Consider the following 21587-nt stretch of genomic DNA (forward strand, 5'->3'; position numbering starts at 1 on the left):
TGACCCATGTTCAAATATATTGGCGACATCGTTAAGGGCACCGGCACCCAGCTGCGCAGCCTGGTGATGGTGTTCTCTCACGGTTTTCGCAAACGTGACACCCTGCAGTACCCCGAAGAGCCGGTCTACCTGCCGCCACGCTACCGTGGCCGCATCGTCCTGACCCGCGACCCGGATGGCGAAGAGCGCTGCGTAGCTTGCAACCTGTGTGCCGTGGCCTGCCCGGTCGGTTGCATCTCGCTGCAGAAAGCCGAGACAGAAGACGGCCGTTGGTACCCGGAGTTCTTCCGCATCAACTTCTCCCGTTGCATTTTCTGCGGCCTCTGCGAGGAAGCCTGCCCGACCACCGCGATCCAGCTCACGCCGGATTTCGAAATGGCCGAGTTCAAACGTCAGGATCTGGTGTACGAGAAAGAAGATCTGCTGATCTCCGGTCCCGGCAAGAACCCTGACTACAACTTCTACCGTGTTGCAGGTATGGCTGTTGCCGGCAAGCCGAAAGGCGCCGCGCAGAACGAAGCCGAGCCGATCAACGTGAAGAGCTTGCTCCCTTAAGGAAGAAAGATGGAATTCGCTTTCTATTTCGCATCCGGTGTCGCTGTGGTGTCCACCCTTCGGGTGATCACCAACACCAACCCCGTGCACGCCCTGCTCTACCTGATCATTTCGCTGATCTCCGTGGCGATGACCTTCTTCGCCCTCGGCGCTCCGTTCGCCGGTGTCCTGGAAGTGATCGCCTACGCTGGCGCCATCATGGTGCTGTTCGTCTTCGTGGTGATGATGCTCAACCTGGGGCCGGCTTCGGTCGCCCAGGAACGGGGCTGGCTCAAGCCGGGTATCTGGCTGGGCCCTGTGGTCCTGGCCTCGCTGCTGCTGCTTGAACTGCTGTATGTGCTGTTCAGCAACCAGAGCGGTGCCAGCATCGGCCACACCACGGTCGACGCCAAGGCAGTCGGCATCAGCCTGTATGGTCCTTACCTGCTGGTGGTGGAACTGGCCTCGATGCTGCTGCTCGCTGCAGCGGTGACGGCTTTCCATCTCGGCCGCAACGAGGCGAAGGAGTAATCACATGCCTGCAATTCCTCTCGAACACGGTCTGGCCGTCGCCGGCATCCTGTTCTGCCTCGGTCTGGTCGGCCTGATGGTGCGCCGCAACATTCTTTTCGTGTTGATGAGCCTGGAAATCATGATGAACGCCTCTGCTCTGGCCTTCATCGTCGCCGGTAGCCGCTGGGCGCAGCCAGATGGACAGATCATGTTCATCCTGGTGATCAGCCTGGCAGCCGCCGAGGCCAGTATCGGCCTGGCGATCCTGCTGCAGCTGTATCGCCGCTTCCACACTCTCGACATCGATGCAGCCAGTGAGATGCGCGGATGAACCTTCTCTTTCTGACTTTCGTATTCCCCCTGATCGGCTTCCTGCTGCTGTCGTTCTCGCGCGGACGGTTCTCGGAGAACCTGTCGGCGCTGATCGGCGTGGGCTCGGTGGGCCTCTCGGCCATCGTCGCCGCCTACGTGATCTGGCAGTTCAATGTCGCCCCACCTGAAGGCGGCGCGTACAGCCAGCTGCTGTGGCAATGGATGTCGGTGGACGGCTTTGCGCCGAACTTCACCCTGTACCTGGACGGCCTGTCGGTCACCATGCTCGGCGTGGTGGTCGGGGTGGGCTTTTTGATCCACCTGTTCGCGTCCTGGTACATGCGCGGTGAAGCCGGCTATTCGCGCTTCTTCGCCTACACCAACCTGTTCATTGCCAGCATGTTGTTCCTGATCCTGGGCGACAACCTGCTGTTCATCTACTTCGGTTGGGAAGGCGTGGGCCTGTGCTCGTACCTGTTGATCGGTTTCTACTACAGCAATCGCAACAACGGTAACGCGGCACTCAAGGCCTTCATCGTCACCCGTATCGGCGACGTGTTCATGGCCATCGGCCTGTTCATCCTGTTCCAGCAACTGGGCACCCTGAACGTTCAGGAACTGCTGGTGCTGGCGCCGCAGAAATTCCAGGCGGGTGACTTCTGGATGGTCCTGGCCACCCTGATGCTGCTCGGTGGTGCGGTCGGTAAATCCGCCCAGCTGCCACTGCAGACCTGGCTGGCGGACGCGATGGCCGGTCCTACCCCGGTTTCGGCACTGATCCACGCTGCAACCATGGTGACCGCGGGCGTCTACCTGATCGCCCGTACCCACGGCCTGTTCGCCCTGGCGCCCGATGTACTGCACCTGGTCGGCGTGGTCGGCGGCGTGACCCTGGTCCTGGCCGGCTTTGCCGCCCTGGTACAGACCGACATCAAGCGTATCCTCGCCTACTCGACCATGAGCCAGATCGGCTACATGTTCCTGGCCCTGGGCGTGGGTGCCTGGGACGGCGCGATCTTCCACCTGATGACCCACGCCTTCTTCAAGGCCCTGCTGTTCCTTGCCTCCGGTGCGGTGATCGTTGCCTGCCACCACGAGCAGAACATCTTCAAGATGGGTGGCCTGTGGAAGAAGCTGCCACTGGCCTATGCCAGCTTCATCGTCGGTGGTGCCGCCCTGGCTGCCCTGCCGATCCTGACCGCAGGCTTCTACTCCAAGGACGAGATCCTCTGGGAAGCCTTCGCCAGCGGCAACAGCGGCCTGCTGTACGCCGGCCTGGTCGGTGCGTTCATGACCTCGCTGTACACCTTCCGCCTGATCTTCATTGCCTTCCACGGCGAAGCCAAGACCGAAGCCCACGCGGGCCACGGTATCTCCCACTGGCTGCCGCTGGGCGTGCTGATCGTGCTGTCGACCTTCGTCGGTGCCTGGATTCATCCACCGCTGGCGGGCGTGCTGCCGCAGAGCGTCGGCCATGCCGGCGGCGAAGCCAAGCACAGCCTGGAGATCGCCTCGGGCGCTATCGCCATCGCCGGTATCCTGCTGGCCGCGGTACTGTTCCTGGGCAAGCGTCGCCTGGTCACGGCCATCGCCAACAGCGGCATCGGCCGCGTCCTCTCGGCCTGGTGGTTCGCCGCCTGGGGCTTCGACTGGATCTACGACAAGCTGTTCGTCAAACCTTACCTGCTGATCAGCCACATCCTGCGCAAGGATCCGGTTGACCGCAGCATTGGCCTGATTCCGCGTATGGCGAAGGGCGGTCATGCCGCCATGAGCAAAACCGAAACCGGTCAGCTGCGCTGGTACACCGCTTCGATCGCCGTAGGTGCCGTGCTTGTACTCGGTGCCGTTGTTATGGCTGCGGTCTGATATGAACCTTGCGACTTTGCGAAAGGAATTGAGCCCGTCATGATTTTGCCTTGGCTGATCCTGATCCCCTTCATCGGCGGCCTGCTGTGCTGGCTGGGTGAGCGCTTCGGCGCCACCCTGCCGCGCTGGATTGCGCTGCTGACCATGTCCCTGCTGCTTGGTATCGGCCTTTGGCTGTGGGCCAACGGGGACTACACCCTGGCCCCTGCCCCGGGCGCTGCGCCCGAGTGGGCGGTCGAATTCAAAGTACTGTGGATCGAGCGCTTCGGCATCAGTCTGCACCTGGCTCTCGACGGCCTGTCGCTGCTGATGATCCTGCTCACCGGCCTGCTCGGTGTGCTCTCGGTACTGTGCTCCTGGAAAGAGATCCAGCGTCACGTCGGCTTCTTCCACCTCAACCTGATGTGGATCCTGGGCGGCGTGGTCGGCGTGTTCCTGGCCCTGGACCTGTTCCTGTTCTTCTTCTTCTGGGAAATGATGCTGGTGCCGATGTATTTCCTCATCGCGCTCTGGGGTCACAGCTCCTCCGACGGCAAGAAGACCCGGATCTACGCAGCAACCAAGTTCTTCATCTTCACCCAGGCCAGCGGCCTGATCATGTTGGTGGCGATCCTGGGCCTGGTCCTGGTCAACTACAGCAATACCGGTGTGATCACCTTCGACTACACCCAGTTGCTCAAGGCCGACCTGCCGGCGGGTACCGAGTACCTGCTGATGCTCGGCTTCTTCATCGCCTTCGCGGTCAAGCTGCCGGTCGTGCCGTTCCACTCCTGGCTGCCTGACGCGCACGCCCAGGCACCGACCGCAGGTTCGGTCGACCTGGCGGGTATCTTGCTGAAAACCGCTGCCTACGGCCTGCTGCGCTTTGCCCTGCCGCTGTTCCCGAATGCCTCGGCCGAATTCGCGCCGATCGCCATGACCCTGGGCCTGATCGGGATCTTCTACGGTGCGTTCCTGGCGTTCGCCCAGACCGACATCAAGCGCCTGATCGCCTTCTCCAGCGTTTCGCACATGGGCTTCGTGCTGATCGGTATCTACTCCGGCAGCCAGCAAGCCCTGCAAGGCGCGGTGATCCAGATGCTGGCCCACGGCCTGTCGGCTGCGGCACTGTTTATCCTCAGCGGCCAGTTGTACGAGCGCCTGCATACCCGCGACATGCGCCAGATGGGTGGCCTGTGGCACCGCATCGCCTACCTGCCGGCCATCAGCCTGTTCTTCGCAGCAGCCTCGCTCGGCTTGCCGGGTACCGGTAACTTCGTCGGTGAATTCCTGATCCTGATCGGCAGCTTCGTCAGTGCCCCATGGGTCACCGTGATCGCCACCTCCGGCCTGGTATTCGGTTCGGTCTACTCGCTGATCATGATCCACCGTGCCTACTTCGGCCCGGCGAAATCCGATGAAGTCCTGGCTGGCATGGATACCCGCGAAATGATCATGGTTCTGGGCCTGGCCGGCCTGCTGATCTTGCTGGGCATCTACCCGCAGCCGTTCCTGGACACTTCTGCCGCCACCATGAGCGGTGTGCAGCAGTGGATCGGTACCGCTTTCACTCAACTCGCTTCGGCCCGGTAAGAGCGCTATGGACCTGACGATTCAACACTTTATCGCGCTTGCGCCGCTGCTGATCACCACCATCACTGTTGTTGTAGTGATGCTGGCGATCGCCTGGCGCCGCAACCACTCGCAAACCTTCCTGTTGTCGACCGTGGGCCTGAACCTGGCCCTGCTGTCGATCATCCCGGTATTGAAGGTCGTTCCACTGGCGGTCACCCCGCTGCTGACCATCGACAAGTTCGCCTGCCTGTACATGGCGCTGATCCTGATCGCCACCCTGGCCTGCGTGACCCTCGCCCATGCCTACCTCGGCGACGGCGGCAAAGGCTACCCGGGCAACCGTGAAGAACTGTACCTGCTGATCCTCATGGCAGCCCTGGGCGGCCTGGTACTGGTCAGCGCGCAGCACCTGGCTGGCCTGTTCATCGGCCTGGAACTGCTCTCGGTACCGGTCTATGGCCTGGTGGCCTACGCCTTCTTCAACAAGCGTTCGCTGGAAGCCGGCATCAAGTACATGGTGCTGTCGGCCGCAGGTTCCGCGTTCCTGCTGTTCGGCATGGCCCTGCTGTACGCTGATGCCGGCAGCCTGAGCTTCGATGGCATCGGCAAGGCTCTGGCCGCGACCAACATGCCAAGCCTGCTGGCCCAGTTGGGCCTGGGCATGATGCTGGTCGGCCTGGCATTCAAACTGTCGCTGGTACCGTTCCACCTGTGGACGCCGGACGTGTACGAAGGTGCTCCGGCACCGGTGGCCGCCTTCCTGGCCACCGCCAGCAAGGTTGCCGTGTTCGCCGTGGTCGTACGCCTGTTCATGCTCTCCCCTGCTGCCAGCAGCGGCGTGCTGACCACCGTGCTGTCGGTGATCGCCGTTGCTTCGATCCTGATCGGTAACCTGCTGGCGCTGACCCAGAGCAACCTCAAGCGTCTGCTCGGTTACTCGTCCATCGCCCACTTCGGCTACCTGCTGATCGCCCTGGTGGCGAGCAAGGGCCTGGCCGTGGAAGCCATCGGCGTGTACCTGGTCACCTACGTGATCACCAGCCTTGGCGCCTTCGGTGTGATCACCCTGATGTCCTCGCCGTACAACGGCCGTGACGCCGATGCGCTGTACGAGTACCGCGGCCTGTTCTGGCGTCGCCCGTACCTGACGGCAGTCCTGACCGTGATGATGCTGTCGCTGGCCGGTATTCCGCTGACCGCAGGCTTCATCGGCAAGTTCTACATCATCGCTACCGGCGTCGAGTCGCAGCTGTGGTGGCTGGTCGGTGCCCTGGTCATCGGTAGCGCCATCGGCGTGTTCTACTACCTGCGCGTGATGGTCACCCTGTACCTGATCGAGCCTAACCTGCGTCGTCACGATGCTCCGCTGAACTGGGAACAGCGCACCGGTGGCGTCATGCTGCTGGCAATCGCTATCCTCGCCTTCGTGCTGGGTGTGTACCCGCAGCCGTTGCTGGACATGGTCCAACATGCAGGCTTGCAACTGATCGGTTGATCAGCGACGCTACACCAAACACCCCGCCTCGGCGGGGTGTTTTGTTTTTACCTGTCGTTGCCGGCAATGAGGCCGGTACAAGTCGGCGACTGTGCTTTGCCTGAAGATTGCGACGTCAGATACCCGCTCACAGTCCCGGAACCCCATCGATGCGTCCCACCCTACCCCGCTCCTCCCTCGCCTTGCTGATCTCCTGCGCCGCCTCGGCCCAGGCCAGCGAAGGCATCGAACTTGGCCAGGTACTGATCCAGGAACAGGAACAAAGCGAGCTGCAGGACGCTCGTGAGCGTCTGCAGCAAGTGCCGGGTGCTACCAATCTGGTCGACATGCAGCGCGTGGAGCAGGGCCGGGTCGCCACCAACCAGGATGTACTGGCCTACCAGCCGGGCGTCTTCGCCCAGTCGGCAGGCAACGACGGCATCAAGTTGTCGATCCGCGGTTCAGGCATCAACCGCGCACCCGGCAGCCACGGCTCCGGTGTCTACACGATGTTCGACGGCTTGCCGCTGACCGGTCCAGGCGGCACCCCATACGAACTGTTCGAGCCCCTGTGGTTGAGCCGCGCCGAAGTGCTGCGCGGTGCCAACGGCTTTGACCGCGGGGCCCTGGCCCTGGGTGGCGCCATCGACTACATCACCCACACCGGCTATGACGCTGCGCCGTTGCAGGTGCGCTACGAACTGGGCAGCCGCGGCTATGCCAAGCGCCAGGTCAGCTCGGGTCAGGTACTGGGCGACCTGGATTACTACGTGGCCCTGACCGATGCCGAGTACGACGGTTATCAGGAGCACAGCAGCGGCAGCAGCAAGGGCATCGCCGCCAACGTTGGCTACCGCTTCAACCCGAACCTGGAAACCCGCTTCTACCTGCGTTACCGGGAAACCGAGAACGACCTGGCCGGACGCCTGACCAAAGAGCAGATCAAGCATGATCCGCGGGCGGCCAACCCGGCCTACCTGACACGCGATGACAGCCGCCCGCAACCGGGCAGTACCTGGCTGGGAAACAAGACCACCTTCTATCTCGATGAAGATTCGCAGCTGGAAGCCGGCCTTGTCTATCACGACTATCCGATGGATCTGCGTGAAGGGCCGATGCGACTGAAGGTCGCCTACACCGACGTCAGCGGTACCTTGGATTATCAACGCCGTCACACCCTGTTCGGCCACGAGAGTAAAACCACCATCGGCTGGCGCACCACCAAACACCTGCCCAATAGCGGTGCTTCGCAATACACGCGGGTGAATGGGGTACCCAGTGCGAAAACCCGTGATTTTACCTATCAGGGCTCGGACACCGTCGTGCACGTCGGCAACGAGCTGGAGCTGATCCCGGACCTGTGGCTGACCAGCGGCCTTGCCATGATCTACACGCGACGCGAAAGCGCCGTCACCTACCCGGAAAACGGCGGCAAGGTCAGCCAACATGACTGGGACTATGCACCGCGCCTGGGGCTGCGCTACGACCTGAACCCCAACCTGCAGCTGTACGGCAACCTCAGCCGGTCGGTAGAGCCGCCACACCCCTGGGCGCTGATCTGGAGTTCGCCGGCGGTCAACGGCCTGCAGACCCAACCGATCGAGATGCAAAACCAGACCGCTACCACCCTGGAGCTGGGCGCACGGGGTGACGCGGCAATCGGGCGCTGGGACCTGGCCTGGTACTACGCCGATGTACGCCACGAGCTACTGGCCGTGGAGATCGTCCCGGGCCTGCCCGCTGCCGAATTCAATGCCAGCCCCACAGTACACCAAGGGGTGGAAGCGGGCCTGGACAGCCTGCTGTGGGCCCGTGGCGACGTGGGCAGACTGTCGCTGCGCCAGGCCTACACCTTCAGCGACTTCCACTACCGTGATGACGATACCTTCGGCGACAACCGGCTGCCGGGTATCCCGATGCACTACTACCAGGCCGAACTGCGCTTCGACCTGCCCAGTGGCCTGTATGCCGGGCTCAACACCCAGATGGCCTCCAAGGTCCAGGTCGACTATGCCAACAGCTACCCCACCGATGCCTACGCCCTGCTTGGCGCCACCCTGGGCTACAACTCGCCCAAGCAGGACTGGCAGACCTGGCTCGACCTGCGCAACCTGACCAACAAGCGTTACGCCGCCACGGTGACGCCTGGTTTCAACGACAGGGGCCAGGACATTGCCCGCTCGACTCCCGGGGAAGGTTTCGGGGTCTATGCCGGGGTGTCCTACAGCTTCCGCTAACTGGGCAACTGCACCTGCGGTTTGGTCGACACGAAGATCGCCCAACTGGACATGAACAGCGCGGCGATCAGCGGCCCGATCACGAAGCCGTTGAGGCCGAACACCGCAAGCCCCCCCAGGGTGGAAATCAGGATCAGGTAATCCGGCATCTTGGTGTCCTTGCCCACCAGCATCGGCCGCAACAGGTTGTCCACCAGGCCGATCACGAACACCCCGAAGGCGGCCAGCACCACCCCTTGCCACACCGCCCCGGTGGCCACGAAGTAGACGGCCACCGGCGCCCAGATGATCCCTGCCCCCACCGCTGGCAACAGGGAGAGAAAGGCCATGAGCACGCCCCAGACCAGCGGGCTGGGAATGCCGAGCACCCAGAAAATGATCCCGCCCAATGCGCCTTGGGTCACCGCCACCAACAGGTTGCCCTTGACCGTGGCACGGACCACCCGATTGAACTTGAGCTGCAGACGACGTTTTTGCTGCTCGGCCAACGGCACCGCAGTGCGGATTTTCCGCGCAAGCTCGGCACCGTCACGCAGAAAAAAGAACAGCAGGTACATCATCACGGCAAAGCTCACCAGAAACTCGAAGGTGCCCTGGCCGAAGCTGAAGGCCTGAGTGGCAAAGAACTGGCTGCCCTGCATGGCGCCTTTGGTGATCTTGTCGCGCAAGCCTTCGAAATCCCCGACGCCCATGCGCTCCAGGCCATTCTGGACAAAGGTCGGCAGCATGTGCTGGAAGCGTTCGAGGTAACCGGCGATGTCCAGTTGGCCGCTTTCGATCTTCTGGTACAGCGCCGCGCCTTCCTGTACCAGCAGCGTACTGATGATGATCACCGGCAAGATGGCCATCACCAGGCACGCCAGCAAGGTCACCGCGGCCGCCAGGTTGCGTCGCCAGCCCAGGCGCAGCAGCAGGCGGCGCTGCATGGGCGCGAAGAGGATCCCGAGGATGACCGCCCAGAACACCGCGCCGTAGTACGGCAGCAGAATCCAGAAAAACGCGATGGTCACCAGGGTCAGGAGTAGAAGCAGGGCCTTGTGCTGCTGGGCGGTTTCGTTCATGGGCGTTCCTTGGCTGTTCACAACATTAGTGCGCAGCCACTGCGCAAAAGTGCCCTTGATGCAGATCAATAGTCGCCGGCCGCAATAGCGTTAGCATCCGCGCCTTTTACCCCGACGCCATCATGACCCTCCTCGCCAAACCCGAATTGCTCGCCCCTGCCGGCACCCTGAAGAACATGCGCTATGCCTTTGCCTATGGCGCCGACGCCGTGTATGCCGGCCAGCCGCGCTACAGCCTGCGTGTACGCAACAACGAGTTCGATCACGCCAACCTCGCGCTGGGTATCAAGGAAGCCCAGGCCCAGGGCAAGCGCTTCTACGTGGTGGTCAACATCGCCCCGCACAACGCCAAGCTCAAGACCTTCCTCAAAGACCTGGCACCGGTGATCGAGATGGCCCCCGATGCGCTGATCATGTCCGACCCGGGCCTGATCATGCTGGTGCGCCAGCACTTCCCGCAGATGCCGATTCACCTGTCGGTCCAGGCCAATACGGTGAACTGGGCCAGCGTCGAGTTCTGGCGCAGCCAGGGACTGACCCGGGTGATCCTGTCGAGGGAGTTGTCGCTGGAGGAGATCGAGGAGATCCGCCAGCAGGTGCCAGAGATGGAGCTGGAAGTGTTCGTCCACGGCGCCCTGTGCATGGCCTACTCCGGTCGTTGCCTGCTCTCGGGCTACCTCAATCGCCGGGACGCCAACCAGGGCAGCTGCACCAATGCCTGTCGCTGGAAGTACAGCGCGACCCCGGCCAGCGAAGACGCCAGCGGCGACATCGTTCGTGAAGTACAACCGACCCTGGGTGTGGGTGCACCGACCGAGCAGGTTTTTCTGCTTCAGGAGAGCAATCGCCCGGATGAAGACATGCCGGCGTTCGAAGACGAGCATGGCACCTACATCATGAACGCCAAGGACCTGCGTGCCGTGCAGCATGTCGAGCGCCTGACCCGCATGGGGGTGCACTCGCTGAAAATCGAGGGCCGGACCAAGTCGCACTTCTACTGCGCACGCACTACCCAGGTGTATCGACAAGCCATCGACGATGCCGTGGCAGGTCGTGCCTTCGACCGCAGCCTGATGCTCAACCTCGAGTCCCTTGCTCAACGCGGCTATACCGAAGGCTTCCTGCGTCGCCACGTGCATGATGAATACCAGAACTACCAGCGCGGCAACTCGGTGTCTGAGCGCCAGCAGTTCGTTGGCGAGCTGACCGGCGAGCGCGTCGATGGCCTGGCCGAAGTGCGCGTCAAGAACCGCTTTACCGTGGGCGATCACCTGGAACTGATGACGCCCCGTGGCAACTATCACTTCGACCTGCATCAGTTGCGTGATCGCCAAGGGGACGCGGTCGAGGTGGCGCCGGGGGATGGGCACACGGTCTATCTGCCGATTCCCGAGCAAGTGGACCTGGCGTTTGGCCTGCTACTCAAGGAGCTGGTGCACAGTGAGGGAGGGCCTGCACTGCGATAGCCTGCTGTCAGTCACACCCGGGCGGCTGGCGAGCCTGGTTGGACGAAGCGCGGCCAGAAAATTTACGGGGTTGACCGGTCCGATACGTCTTTATCTGAGTGGCCCGATAAATTTTTTTCACCAGGTACTGCAGTTTTTCGACACTCGTTCGTCTTATAGGGTGTGGGCAACAATTTTCACAGACCTGGACTGGCCACGAAAAGGAGTATTCGCATGTACAACCAGCAGCAGTCGGTGATCGCCGACAGACCCAAGCACAAACCGCGACAAGCGTTGGCAAACAGAGCGGACGGCGGCGATACCGAGCGACCCGGCAACGAACACATTCGCGAGCTGCTTCGCTCGTACGGGCTGCGTACCAGCCTGATCCGCCTCAAGGTCATCGATGCCTTGCACATGGCAGACAGGAGCGGTCGCAGCATCGGTGTCCGCGGTGTGCACAGCCAGCTCGAACAGCTGGATATCCCGCTGTCGTTCCTCAGTGTGCGCGAGGTGCTCAAGCGCTTGTGCACCGAAGGCGTGATCAGCATGGGCAGTGACAAGTGCTACAGCCTCAATGCCGAGGCTCGCGACATTCTCGAGCACACCAACCCACGCTGAGCGAATGGCCGGCGAACGCCGGCCACGCAAGTTACCTCAAGGCTTGACCTTGCGGCGCATGATGCCGTTGACCACCACCACGGCAATGGCCACACCAATGGCAATGTACTGGAACACTTGCTCACTGATCGTTCCCTGCTTCTGCAGGTAGGACAGGCCGAGCATGATCCCCAGCACCAACAGGGAGATCAGAATGGAGTATTTCAGGCGTTGACCTTGAGTCATTGATTAATCCTTGCGACATCGGGGTAAAGCCCTGGGCGGGCCGTGCGCATCATACAACGCAGCCGGACAATTTCCTTCTTTTGCAGCCATCTGGCAGCTGAAACCATGGTGTTCCGACCTTCCCACGGACAAACGGACGATCACCATGCTCACCTGCCGACTGCTCAGCAGCTTCGCCCTGCTGGCCTGTATCAATGCCCAGGCCATACCCACCACTACACTCTCACCTGAACAACACCATGCCCTAGGCAAACAATTGGCCGAGACCGCCGGCGCCAGCCAATGGCAACAGCTTTGGCACCGCTCACGCCTGGCCGGCTACCTCGACAGCCAGCCGACGGGTGCCTACTTCACCCTGCCCCAGGCCGTGCTCCCCGAGGCCGCGCGCCTGACGTTGAGCGACCCGAGCGTAACCAGCGCCCTCAACCAGACCCAAGTGCTGTATCGCCGCGACTTCCCATCACAATCCATCGGCCGCCAGGGCGAGCGCCCTCTGAACGCCCTGTGCGTCCTCGTCGACTGGCGCACATTGCCCGAGCATGCGCTGGCCCGACCTGCCCCTTACCTGGGGCAAATCAGCCTGCTGCTGGCGCGCCCGTGCTGACACTCATGGGTTGCCGTACCTGGGCACCGCCGCCAGCGGACACCAACGGCAGAACAAGGGCCCTGGCGCAACGACGCATCGTTTTCCCATTTAAGCAGCCCATTAGACCTACAGATCACATACACAAACCCTACCCTTCGTGCTGCGCTTGCAGCCTGTTGCGACCCGCCCGGATGTTCAAACATGGTGATGCCCAATCACTCTCCACAAGGAAGTCATCATGGAGCTACAGGACCTGGAACGCATCGACATCCACCAACTGCCCCACTCACTGCAAATGCTGGTCGGATGCCTGGGTATCGAGCATGCCTACAACCTGACCTGCGCCTACGGAGGGCGTCCCAAATACATCCCCAAGCATCGCGAGCGCACCGCATTGGCCGAGGTCCTGCCGCCGGCGGCCCTGGATGCCCTGATCAAGCAATATGCCGGCATGGCGCTGGAGATCCCCAAGGTCGACCATTTTCTTCGCCAGTTGCGCAATCAGCAGATCCAGCGCGAAAGCGCCGATGGCCTGTCGCGCAGCGTACTGGCCAACAAATACGGATTGAGCCTGCGCCAGATCGGCAACATCCGGCGCCAGGAAGGCGGCCAGACTCACAGCCTTGCAACCTGACCTGCCGACCAGAACACGCCTACCCGCACATTGATGTGCATTGACGATAAGGAAATGTCCCATGGCTACAATCGATAACAGCTTGATCGGCTCGGTGTTGAACGCACTGCCGCTGGACCGGATGATTTCCGGCCCGCTGCAGGCAATGATTCAAGCCCAGACTTCGGCGAGCAAGTCCTACGCCGACTTCCTCATGGGCGTGTGCATCCAGAATGGCAAGGCGGTGTCCATCCAGTTCGACTACGACGAGACCATCACCAACGAGCAAGGGGTGTATCAGGGATCGGTATCGAAAAAGATGCAGGTCCCGCTGATCGCAGCGGTGACCCATCCGAACATCGCCATTGAAGAAGGCAGCATCGAGTTTGAGCTGACCATCAGCCAGCAGGCCGAGAGCGCCAGCGAAACAGCTGGCTCGGCGCGCTTTGGCGCATCGCTCGGCTGGGGGCCTTTCAAGCTGGATGTAAAAGGCCAGATCAGCCACAAATCCAGCCAGACCCGCAAGACCGATACCCGGGCCCGCTATGCGTTCAATACCAAGGTCCGCCGCCAGGACCCGCCGGAAGCCTTGCTGCGGGTGATCGACTTTCTCACCGAGGCTGCCACCAAGCCTGTGATGCTGCCCAACACGGCGCCCAGCAATCCCGGTCAGTTGCCTGCCGATAATGCCTTGCCGATGCCCGATCAGGCCGACACCCCACTCCCAATCCCGGCCCCTTGAGTCAGCAGTCAATGGCCTTGCTTGATCGAAACCCACCCAGCCCCTTATCCATAAGGGGCTTTCTTTGAGTATTCATGGAGCGCGAACGCATGGACAATCGCCCATCGAACAACGTCCCGATCACTTCCAGCGACTTGTGCGACATCACCCGCGGCCTGCAGGAAGCCGCAGCGGCCACCAATACGCTGATCGCCCAGCAATACATCAAGCTGTTCGACCAGTTCTTCGATTACGACGCCGAGGCGCTGGGCACGCCGATGAAAGCCAAGATGGTCGAAGTGGCCATGGATGAGCAGCACCGGATGCAAATACCCTTGATTGCCCTGGTATCGCCCCGGGGGCTGGCCCTGGAACGCATGCAGGTCGATCTGTCGGTCAAGATCCTCAACACCGACAATGCCGAAGCGGCGCCAGGCCTGAATCACGAGCGTTTCTTCGTGACCCTGGGCGGGCAGAGCAAGCGCTGTGGCGAGGGGCGAGACCCCGACGAAGTGCAGATCCGCATGCAGTTCCAGGCCTGCGAGCCCCCGGAAGCACTCAACCGGCTCATCGAAGAGTACACCCACCTGATCTCGCCCCGGCGCATGCCTGAGCCTGAACCTGCGCCAGGCACCGCCGACAGCAACGAGTTCATCGAAGCGGCGACCGTGCGCTAGCGCTTCGTGTCAGAAATCCCGCTTGTAGAAGATATCCAGCGAACTTGCCACGCCGCTGGCCGCTTCCAGGTAGACCTTCTTGCTCAGCTTGTATCGCAAGGCAACCGTGTTGACCGGCTCGAAAACCCCGACCCCATAACGCAAGCTCAAGCGCTCGGTCAGGTTGCCACTCGCCACTACGCTGGTGCTGGTACCACTGCCCTGGGTGTCGAGCTGGAAGTCTTCGATGCCCAGGCTTGAGGCCAGGCTGCCGGTGATCCCGGCGCTGCCGGCCAGGCCCAAGCCCAGCGCGGCTTCGGCCAGCATGTTGTTGTCCTCGCCGGTGGTGCCCAGGGGGCGCCCCAGTACCAGGTACGACAGAGCCTGCTCCTGGCTCATGGCCGGCTCGGAGAACACCTGGGTGGTCGGTTGCTCGGCGCTGCCGCTCAGGCGAATACCGGCGATCACGTCATCGGTCTGGCGAATGGCTTCGATATCCAGGTAGGGCTGGTCGATCGGCCCGGCGAACAACAGTCGCGCGCGGCGAATGGTCAAGCGTTGGCCATAGGCACGATAGCGACCATCGGCCAGGCTCAGTTCACCGCGGGTGTCGAGGTTGTCGCCAATATGCACATGCCCCAGCAGGTTGGCCGTCAGGCCAAAGCCCGAGAACGACAGCTTGTCCTGGCCGACTTCGACATCGATGTCCATCGCGACCGCCATCGGTGGCTTGCCCTGTTCGGTCTGGTGGCCCACGATCACCGTGTCATCGGAGACCTTGACCGTCGAAGGCGGCAACTCGCGCACGGTGATCTTGCCCTTGGGCACCAGCACTTTGCCTGTCACTGCCAGCTTGTCGCCCTGCACGCTGATCTTGAGGTTTGGGGCAATCTCCAGCGCGGCATAGGGTTCGACGTTGACCGGCAGGCGCTGGCCCTGCAGCTGCAGGTCGACCGCCAGGGCCTGGGCCCAGCCAATCTGTCCGCGCAAGCTCCCCTCACCTGCTTCCCCGCTTTTCCAGGCGCCATTGAGCTGCACCTGCTCGCCGGCAATCAAGGCCTGGATGTTCAGGTCTTCCAGGCTGATCGGCAGTTCCGCACCGCTGACTTCGCCCCCGCTCAGGTTCAAGCTGCCATTGACTTGTGGCCCAAGCAAAGTACCCGACAGCTGGCCACTGCCGTTGAGCTGGCCGGCCAGGCGTTCGACCATGGGGGCGAACGGCCGGGCAATGGCCAGGTCCAGGCCGCTCAGGCGGAAGGTGCCGGTCAACGGCTTGTTGCGGGCTACCGGGTCAAGCCGCGTCACCAGGGCCAGTTCGCCCAGGCGCTGGCCGCGAAAATCCAGGCGGGTGTCGACACGGCGTGGCGCCAGGGTGCTTTCCAGGCGCAAGGTCTGGTAAGGGAAGTCGAGCCATTGGCCTTTCTCTCGCAGCTTCAATGTCCCGCCGCTGGCATCCACCACCAGTGTTCCCTTGGGGCCACTGGCCGGCAGGTCCAGGTTGATGTCGGCATTCAGCTGTCCCTGCCAGGCAAAATCCTTGGGCAACCATTGGGCCAGGCTCTGCAGCGGGAACTGCTTGAGGTGATAACGCAGGCGCGGCTCCGGGGCCAGGCGTTGGTCTTCACCGCACAGGCTGGCCTGCCCCGAGCGCCAGCAATGGGCACCGAAGTCCAGTTGCCCGCTGGCCAGGCGCTGCAGTTTTGCCGGTGCCTGCAAGCGCCAGTCCTGACCGCCCGCCTGAACCTGGCCAGTGGCCAGGCGGCCCCGCCAGTTGCCCTTGTCCAGCACCCCATCGGCACCCAGGTCGAGTTTGAGCTGCGGCCCATCCAGGGCCAGCTCCAGCTGCTGCTGGCGGATATCGCCACGGCCATTGACGGTGAGCTTGCCAAGCGGGGTGTCGCCCAGGCGAATGCCGCTGGCCTGCAGGTCGATCACCGCCCGTTGTGCGCTGTCGAGTCGAGCGTCGAGCGTCAGGCGCTGTACGTGGTTATCGGCCTGGGCCAGTTGCTGGCCTTGCAAGGTCAACGTGCCCTGAGGCGCCTCCAGGGTACCCGCGACGTCCAGCTTGCCCTTGAGCTGGCCTTGCAGTTGCGGCCAGAGCTGGCCCAGGCGTGGCAGGTCGAGGTCGACCTGGCCGGCCAGGCGCTGCTGCAGGCTGCCGCTGCCGTTGATGTGGTTGTCGCCCAGGCGGATATCGAGCGTCCCCAGGGTCCAGGTCTTGCCGGCACCGGTGGCCACGGCCTTGAGTACCGCGGGTTGGCCGCGCAGGCGTCCCTTGAGGTCGAGGTCGGCATCGAGGCTGAGCTCGCCGTTTTTCATTTGCCCTTTGCTGCGCAACGGGCCCGCCAGTGTACCCGGCAGCTCGGCCAGCCAGTAGGCCGGGTTCAATGCCGAGAGTTCGAGGGCGGCATCCCAGGCCACAGCATCGGCGAACTGCACGCTGACGCTGCCGGCCAGCTTGCCTTGCCCGGCAGCGAGGGCCAGTTGTGGCAAGGCGATCTGTCCAAGGTCGCCCTTGAAGGGACTGCTCAGGCTGAAGGCACCCGCCGGCCCATCCAGGTCGCCATTGAACTGGCCCTGATAGTTGCCATCGCGATACTGCACCTGGCCATTGAAGCGGCGCAAGGTCACTTGGGGAGCTTGCTCCAGTGGATACAACCGCAGCCACGGAAAATCCAGCCAATCGACGGTAGCCTTGGCGCTCATGCCCTGCTGCCAATCGGCGCTGGCGGTAAGCTTGAGGTACTGCTCGGCGCTTGCGGTCAGGTCCAGGGCACCGAGTTGGGCCCCCTTGGCATCGACCTTGCCTTGCAGGTTCAGCCCCACCGGGCCTTGCTCGGCTGGCAGGCTGGCCGTGCCGAGCAGTAGATACCCGCGCTGCAGGTCGCCCTTGGCACTGAGGTCGAGGTTGGTCAGTTGCAGGGTATCTGGCAGATCGGCGCCGGGCTTGAAGGCATCGGCCTTGATCTGCACGCGGGCGGGCAGATGCTCGGCCAGGGCCTGCAGTTCACCGCTCAGCCGGGCATCGAGGTAACCACTGCTCCGAGCCGTAAGCTTGAGGGTCTTTTGCAGTTCACCCTCAACCTGCAAGGCCAGCTGCCAGTCGCGCCCATCGACCTTGGGTAGTTGCAATAGGCCCTGCGCCTGCAGCGGCCAGTCGCCTTCCGGCGTCAGCAGTCCTTGCAGGCTCAGGTGCAGGTCTTCGCGCTGCAACTGCAGGCTGTCGATCTTGAGTCCGTCGACGGTCCAGTGCGCCGCCAACTGCAGTTGGCTCAACTGCTCATTGCCGTCCAGGCGCAGGTGGCCGATACGGACCTCTCCCAGTTCGATCGCCAGGGGCAACTTGAGGGCAGGCAATTGCAGTGGACCGCTGTCGGGTGCTGGCTCGGAGGGCGCAAAGGCCAGGTTGACCTGGTCGGCCTGCAGGCGCTCGATGCACAGGGTCATGCGCAACAGGCAGGCAGGCGTCCAGTCGAACACCGGCGCCACCAGATCCACACGATCGGCGCCCTGCTCCCACACCACGCGGTCGGCTTGCCACCGACCGCCGAGGCGACCCTCAAATGCTTCAAGCTGCAGTCCTGGCACCAGGCCCAGTGCCCAGCGGCTGCCCGCCTGCGTACCGAGCACCAGGCCGACGGCGATCACCCCCAGCAGCACCAGTGCCAGCACGCCAAGGAGGATATGTTTGAAAACGCGACTCACAGTTCCGGCCCCATGGAGAAGTGCAGACGGAAACCGCCGTCGTCATCCAGCGCATGGGCCAGATCCAGACGCAGCGGCCCGACAGGAGATACCCAGCGCACACCGATACCGACGCCGGTCTTGAGGCTGGGGAACTCCAGGTTATTGAATGAGTTGCCTTGGTCGACAAAGGTCGCCACCCGCCATTTTTCAGCCACGGCGTACTGGTACTCGGCACTGCCGGCTACCAGGTAGCGGCCGCCAATGCGATCGCCGTCGGAGTTTTTCGGCGACAGGCTCTGGTAGTCATAACCCCGTACGCTCTGGTCGCCACCGGCGAAGAAACGCAGCGAGGGCGGAATCGAGCTCTGGTAGCTGCTGGTAGCGCTGCCACCAAACTGCACCCGCCCCAGAAAGCGGTGGTTCTGGCCCAGCGTCGTCAGGCCCCTGAGCACGACATTGACATGCAGCAGGTTGGTATCGGAAACCAACCCTTCCTTGGCTGCCTGCACATCGAACTGCAGACGATAGCCATTGTGCGGGTCGATACGGTTGTCACTGCGCAGGTACGAGTAGCTCACGCCCGGCATCAGCAGCGTGCTCAAGCCCGAGTCATCACCCAGGCGATACTCCTCGTGCTGGAACTTGAGCGACAGCACCCGCTGCCAACCGCTGGGCAGCTTGCTGTGCCATTCGGGGCCGACGGTGAGCAGCTTACTCAAGGTATCGGTGCCGGCGATTTCCTCGTTCTGGTAGCCACCGGCAAAGCGCAGTTTGTCGGTCAGGGGCGGATCAAGCGGTATGTCATAAAACAGGCCCACGTTCTGGCGCGGCGCCGACAGTTCGGTTTCCCAGCCATAGCTGTGGCCTTGCGGGTTGACCCAGTGCCGCGTCCAGTTGGCTTTGCCGCGTGGGCCAACGTCGGTCGAGAACCCCAGGCCCAGGCCCATGGTCCGGGGCTTTCGGGTTTGCAGCTGGACGGCCACCGGAATGCTCTGGTCCACCGCCGCGGTGGGCGCGGCATCCACCCGCACGCCCTCGAAGTAGCCGCTCGACTGCAGGGCGTTGTTGAGTTCGGCGATCAGTTCGGAGTCGTAGGGGGTATCGGCCTTGAACGGCACCATGCGTTGCAGAAGAGTTTCATCGAAGGGGGTGTCGCCGGCAAAACTGACCTTGCCCAGGCGATAGCGTGGGCCGCTCTGGTAAATGAGCTCGATATCGGCCACCCCCGCCATAGGGTCGACCGCCAGGCGCTGGCGAACAAAATGGCCACCGAAAAAACCGTAGCGCGAGGCCTGGTTCTGGATCAGGCGCTTGGCATCTTCATAGTGGCCATGGTTGAGCACCTCGCCTGAGCGCAGGGCCTTGCTGTTGGGGATGCGAAAGGCCTTGAGTTCACTGGCCGGGCCTTCGATGCGGATGGTCACGTCACGCAGGTGCACAGGCTCGCCCGGATCGATGCGCAGGATCAGCTGCGGGTTGTCGTCGGCCTTGGCCGGCGGTTTGACCTCGCTTTCGATTTGCGCCTGATAGTACCCCAGTGCCTGGGCCGCCTTGCGCGCCTGCTCGACAGCGCCGCGGCTGAAGCGCAGCAGCGCCTCTTCATCGCGTTTACCAAGGCTGCCGATATAGCCTTCGACATTGGCCTTGAGTTCGTTATTGGCAGGTTTGACCCGAACCACCAGCTCGCTTTGTGCGCACACTGCAAAGCTGGCAATCCATAACATCAAACCGCAGGTGAATCGTCCTGAATACGTCATAGGCGCGGATGCTACCAGAGCTTGGCGCCTGCATGGAGCCCAAGGCTCTCCTGCCTGCTATACAGGCAATGCCGCTGCCCGTTGGGAGGACTGGGGGTTGGGGTGGAAGAACACGTGCTCGCGGACAGGTCCAACGGCAATTTCGCCGATCTCCTGATAGCCCTGGCGTTGATAGAACGCCAGGTAGTGCGGGTTGCCGGTATCCAGTACCACGCCTTCGGAGTTCTCGTCTTCCGCGCACCAGTCATGTACCGCCTGCAGCAACTGCTCGCCGTAATGCTTGCCCTGGAACTGCGGATGAATCCCCAGCAATGGCAACACATGCACCGTGTCGCCCGGCAGGCACGCCATCAGCGCGGCCTGGTAATCCAGGTAGCGCCGCGTGCAGCGAAAGCCGGTACTGAGCACCATGCGCATGCGCCAGGCCCAGCTTTCGGTGATGCCCAGGCGCCGCTGCGGTGGTGCGATCAGGGCGATCCCGATCAGGCGGTCGTCCACCAGCAGCCCCAATGCCGGCAGATCCTGGAGAAAGTGCTGTTTGACCAACTCACGCACCGTGGCGCGGATGCGCTGGTCGTAGCCGGGACGCTGGGCCTCGAACAGGAAGTTGAACGTCGGTTCATGACGATAGGCGTGATACAGCAGAGAACGCGCCTCGCGGCTGTAGCCGCCATCGAGCAGGCGGATCTGGGCCGGGACGGCAGTCGATTCGGACATGCTGGGAAACCTCTGCAAATGGGCATTCATTGCCTTTGAGGCGGACGTTGCGCCGACGTTCACCCGAGCACCACGTTAGCAGCCTATGGGTTGACGCGCCACGCTGGCCGCAGGCGCCGATGTCGGCTAGCATCCTGGGTTTTATCAGGATTGTGTTTCCCATGAAGATCGTCTCGTTCAACATCAATGGCCTGCGCGCCCGGCCCCATCAGTTGGCGGCGTTGATCGAAAAGCACCAGCCGGACGTGATCGGCCTGCAGGAAACCAAGGTCAGCGACGATCAATTCCCGCTGGCCGACGTCCAGGCCCTGGGCTACCACGTTCACTTTCACGGCCAGAAAGGCCACTACGGTGTCGCCCTGCTCTCGCGCCAGGCGCCCCTGAGCCTGCACAAGGGTTTTGCCAGTGACGAAGAAGAGGCCCAGCGTCGCTTTATCTGGGGCACCTTCGCCGATGCCGACGGCACGCCGGTCACCATCATGAACGGCTATTTCCCCCAGGGCGAAAGCCGCGACCACCCCACCAAGTTCCCGGCCAAGCAGCGCTTCTACAGCGACCTGCAGACCCTGCTCGAGAGCCAGTTCAAGAACGACCAGCCCCTGGTGGTGATGGGTGATGTGAACATCTCGCCAGAAGACTGCGACATTGGCATCGGCGCCGACAACGCCAAGCGCTGGCTGAAGACAGGCAAATGCAGCTTTTTGCCTGAAGAGCGCGAATGGATGGCCCGCCTGAAGAACTGGGGCCTGGTCGACAGCTTCCGCCACCTGCACCCGGAGGTCGCTGACCGCTTCAGCTGGTTCGACTACCGCAGCCGCGGCTTTGAAGACGAGCCCAAGCGCGGACTGCGCATCGACCTGATCCTGACCTCCCACGGCCTGCTGCCGCGGATCAAGGCCGCGGGCGTCGACTATGACCTGCGCGGCATGGAAAAACCGTCGGACCACGCCCCGATCTGGCTGGAACTGGCGTGACGCATCGCGGTGCAAGCTCGCTCCTGTGGGA

General features: G+C 62.7%; 19 protein-coding genes. 14 read left to right on the forward strand and 5 right to left on the reverse strand.

From position 1 onward, the window contains the following. The first annotated feature begins 6 nt into the window (after window positions 1–6). The 7 genes from nuoI (at window position 7) to NPS58_RS27270 (ending at window position 8493) form a co-directional block, all read left to right on the forward strand. Window positions 7–555 (forward strand): NADH-quinone oxidoreductase subunit NuoI, encoded by a 549-nt coding sequence (gene nuoI / locus NPS58_RS27240; protein WP_009400993.1) that lies wholly within the window; start codon window positions 7–9, stop codon window positions 553–555. A gap of 9 nt (window positions 556–564) precedes the next feature. After that, window positions 565–1065: an NADH-quinone oxidoreductase subunit J gene (gene nuoJ / locus NPS58_RS27245; RefSeq protein ID WP_274118312.1), complete on the forward strand. Its 501-nt coding sequence runs from the start codon at window positions 565–567 to the stop codon at window positions 1063–1065. Between the two features lie 4 nt (window positions 1066–1069). Further along, window positions 1070–1378 carry an NADH-quinone oxidoreductase subunit NuoK gene (nuoK, locus tag NPS58_RS27250; RefSeq protein WP_028944232.1) on the forward strand — a complete coding sequence of 103 codons (309 nt, stop codon included), beginning with the start codon at window positions 1070–1072 and terminating at the stop codon, window positions 1376–1378. Then, window positions 1375–3228: an NADH-quinone oxidoreductase subunit L gene (nuoL, locus tag NPS58_RS27255; RefSeq protein ID WP_274118313.1), complete on the forward strand. Its 1854-nt coding sequence runs from the start codon at window positions 1375–1377 to the stop codon at window positions 3226–3228. The genes nuoK and nuoL overlap by 4 nt, the downstream gene beginning before the upstream one ends. Before the next feature lie 39 nt (window positions 3229–3267). Then, window positions 3268–4800: an NADH-quinone oxidoreductase subunit M gene (nuoM, locus tag NPS58_RS27260; RefSeq protein WP_274118314.1), complete on the forward strand. Its 1533-nt coding sequence runs from the start codon at window positions 3268–3270 to the stop codon at window positions 4798–4800. Window positions 4801–4807: 7 nt separating this feature from the next. Beyond that, the gene (gene nuoN, locus NPS58_RS27265) at window positions 4808–6277 is read left to right on the forward strand and encodes an NADH-quinone oxidoreductase subunit NuoN (RefSeq protein WP_274118315.1); all 1470 of its coding nucleotides are present in this window, start codon (window positions 4808–4810) and stop codon (window positions 6275–6277) included. Window positions 6278–6426: 149 nt separating this feature from the next. Further along, window positions 6427–8493 carry a TonB-dependent receptor family protein gene (locus NPS58_RS27270; protein WP_274118316.1) on the forward strand — a complete coding sequence of 689 codons (2067 nt, stop codon included), beginning with the start codon at window positions 6427–6429 and terminating at the stop codon, window positions 8491–8493. Here NPS58_RS27270 and NPS58_RS27275 read toward each other — a convergent pair. Beyond that, a complete protein-coding gene (locus NPS58_RS27275; protein ID WP_274118317.1) occupies window positions 8490–9554 on the reverse strand; it encodes an AI-2E family transporter in 1065 nt (354 codons plus the stop codon). The two genes, NPS58_RS27270 and NPS58_RS27275, sit on opposite strands and share 4 nt — an antisense overlap. Window positions 9555–9673: 119 nt before the next feature. On the opposite strand from NPS58_RS27275, the gene yegQ reads away from it, so the two are divergent. Then, a complete protein-coding gene (yegQ, locus tag NPS58_RS27280; RefSeq protein ID WP_425313165.1) occupies window positions 9674–11020 on the forward strand; it encodes a tRNA 5-hydroxyuridine modification protein YegQ in 1347 nt (448 codons plus the stop codon). 213 nt (window positions 11021–11233) lie between these two features. Continuing rightward, entirely contained in the window at window positions 11234–11620 is a 387-nt protein-coding gene (locus tag NPS58_RS27285; RefSeq protein ID WP_274118319.1) for a fe2+ zn2+ uptake regulation protein, read from the forward strand. A gap of 36 nt (window positions 11621–11656) precedes the next feature. Here the strand turns inward: NPS58_RS27285 and NPS58_RS27290 are convergent, their stop codons facing one another. Further along, window positions 11657–11845, reverse strand: a complete 189-nt coding sequence (locus tag NPS58_RS27290; RefSeq protein ID WP_028944224.1) for a hypothetical protein — start codon at window positions 11843–11845, stop codon at window positions 11657–11659. A gap of 145 nt (window positions 11846–11990) precedes the next feature. Between NPS58_RS27290 and NPS58_RS27295 the strand changes: the two genes are divergently transcribed. The 4 genes from NPS58_RS27295 (at window position 11991) to NPS58_RS27310 (ending at window position 14442) form a co-directional block, all read left to right on the forward strand. After that, window positions 11991–12449 (forward strand): hypothetical protein, encoded by a 459-nt coding sequence (locus tag NPS58_RS27295; RefSeq protein ID WP_274118320.1) that lies wholly within the window; start codon window positions 11991–11993, stop codon window positions 12447–12449. Window positions 12450–12669: 220 nt separating this feature from the next. Next, entirely contained in the window at window positions 12670–13065 is a 396-nt protein-coding gene (locus NPS58_RS27300; protein ID WP_274118321.1) for a Mor transcription activator family protein, read from the forward strand. A gap of 61 nt (window positions 13066–13126) precedes the next feature. After that, window positions 13127–13786, forward strand: a complete 660-nt coding sequence (locus NPS58_RS27305; protein WP_274118322.1) for a DUF2589 domain-containing protein — start codon at window positions 13127–13129, stop codon at window positions 13784–13786. 89 nt (window positions 13787–13875) lie between these two features. Next, window positions 13876–14442: a DUF2589 domain-containing protein gene (locus tag NPS58_RS27310; RefSeq protein WP_274118323.1), complete on the forward strand. Its 567-nt coding sequence runs from the start codon at window positions 13876–13878 to the stop codon at window positions 14440–14442. A gap of 9 nt (window positions 14443–14451) precedes the next feature. Here the strand turns inward: NPS58_RS27310 and NPS58_RS27315 are convergent, their stop codons facing one another. From NPS58_RS27315 to NPS58_RS27325, 3 genes are read right to left on the reverse strand one after another with little or no spacing between them, the layout of a single operon-like run. Beyond that, window positions 14452–18126, reverse strand: coding sequence for a translocation/assembly module TamB domain-containing protein (locus NPS58_RS27315; RefSeq protein ID WP_274118324.1), 3675 nt, complete (start codon window positions 18124–18126; stop codon window positions 14452–14454). Beyond that, window positions 18123–19865: an autotransporter assembly complex protein TamA gene (locus NPS58_RS27320; RefSeq protein ID WP_274118325.1), complete on the reverse strand. Its 1743-nt coding sequence runs from the start codon at window positions 19863–19865 to the stop codon at window positions 18123–18125. The genes NPS58_RS27315 and NPS58_RS27320 overlap by 4 nt, the downstream gene beginning before the upstream one ends. A gap of 57 nt (window positions 19866–19922) precedes the next feature. Next, window positions 19923–20582 carry a GNAT family N-acetyltransferase gene (locus tag NPS58_RS27325; RefSeq protein ID WP_274118326.1) on the reverse strand — a complete coding sequence of 220 codons (660 nt, stop codon included), beginning with the start codon at window positions 20580–20582 and terminating at the stop codon, window positions 19923–19925. A 161-nt stretch (window positions 20583–20743) separates the two neighbouring features. On the opposite strand from NPS58_RS27325, the gene xthA reads away from it, so the two are divergent. Beyond that, a complete protein-coding gene (xthA, locus tag NPS58_RS27330; RefSeq protein WP_274118327.1) occupies window positions 20744–21556 on the forward strand; it encodes an exodeoxyribonuclease III in 813 nt (270 codons plus the stop codon). Window positions 21557–21587 lie beyond the last annotated feature (31 nt).

The sequence above is a fragment of the Pseudomonas putida genome (assembly GCF_028682455.1).
In the GTDB taxonomy this organism is placed as follows: domain Bacteria; phylum Pseudomonadota; class Gammaproteobacteria; order Pseudomonadales; family Pseudomonadaceae; genus Aquipseudomonas; species Aquipseudomonas putida_AA.